The organism is Ruegeria haliotis (genome assembly GCF_013377785.1).
Classification (GTDB): domain Bacteria; phylum Pseudomonadota; class Alphaproteobacteria; order Rhodobacterales; family Rhodobacteraceae; genus Ruegeria; species Ruegeria haliotis.
On sequence record NZ_JABXWT010000058.1, the window covers coordinates 1 to 1,176 of the forward strand.

Genomic DNA, 1,176 nt, shown 5'->3' on the forward strand with positions numbered 1-1,176 from the left:
ATGGCAAAGGAAAAGTTTGAGCGTAATAAGCCGCACGTCAATATCGGCACGATTGGCCACGTTGACCACGGCAAGACCACGCTGACCGCGGCAATCACCAAGTATTTTGGCGACTTCCAGGCGTATGACCAGATTGACGGTGCGCCGGAAGAAAAGGCTCGTGGCATCACCATCTCGACCGCCCACGTGGAATACGAGACCGACGCGCGTCACTACGCCCACGTCGACTGCCCCGGCCACGCTGACTACGTCAAGAACATGATCACCGGTGCCGCCCAGATGGACGGCGCGATCCTGGTTGTGAACGCAGCTGACGGCCCGATGCCTCAGACACGTGAACACATCCTGCTGGGCCGCCAGGTTGGTATCCCGACCATGGTCGTGTTCATGAACAAAGTTGACCAGGTTGACGACGAAGAGCTGCTGGAACTGGTTGAAATGGAAATCCGCGAGCTGCTGAGCTCGTATGATTACCCTGGCGACGACATTCCGATCATTGCCGGTTCGGCTCTGGCCGCGATGGAAGGCAACAACCCGGAAATCGGCGAAGAATCGATCCGCAAGCTGATGGCTGCCGTGGACGAGTACATCCCGACGCCCGAGCGTGCCATTGACCAGCCGTTCCTGATGCCGGTCGAAGACGTGTTCTCGATCTCGGGTCGTGGTACTGTTGTGACCGGCCGTGTGGAACGTGGCGTGATCAATGTTGGCGACGAGATCGAAATCGTCGGCATTCGCGACACCAAGAAAACCACCTGTACCGGCGTTGAAATGTTCCGCAAGCTGCTGGATCGCGGCGAAGCGGGAGACAACATCGGCGCGCTGCTGCGTGGTATCGACCGTGAAGGCGTTGAGCGTGGTCAGGTTCTGTGTAAGCCGGGTTCCGTGACACCGCACACCAAGTTCGAAGCCGAAGCCTATATCCTGACCAAGGAAGAAGGCGGTCGTCACACGCCGTTCTTCGCGAACTACCGTCCGCAGTTCTACTTCCGGACAACGGACGTGACCGGCACCGTTACTCTGGCGGCTGGCACCGAGATGGTTATGCCCGGCGACAACGTGTCGTTCGAGGTTGAGCTGATCGCGCCCATCGCGATGGAAAACGGCCTGCGTTTCGCCATCCGTGAAGGCGGTCGCACCGTCGGCGCCGGCGTCGTGTCGAAAATCGTCGAGTAA

At 59.2% G+C, this 1,176-nt stretch carries 1 protein-coding gene; it reads left to right on the forward strand.

The window, feature by feature from the left end:
- On the forward strand, positions 1 to 1,176 hold a 1,176-nt coding region (gene tuf / locus HW561_RS23260), incomplete at its 5' end, for an elongation factor Tu (protein WP_176867762.1).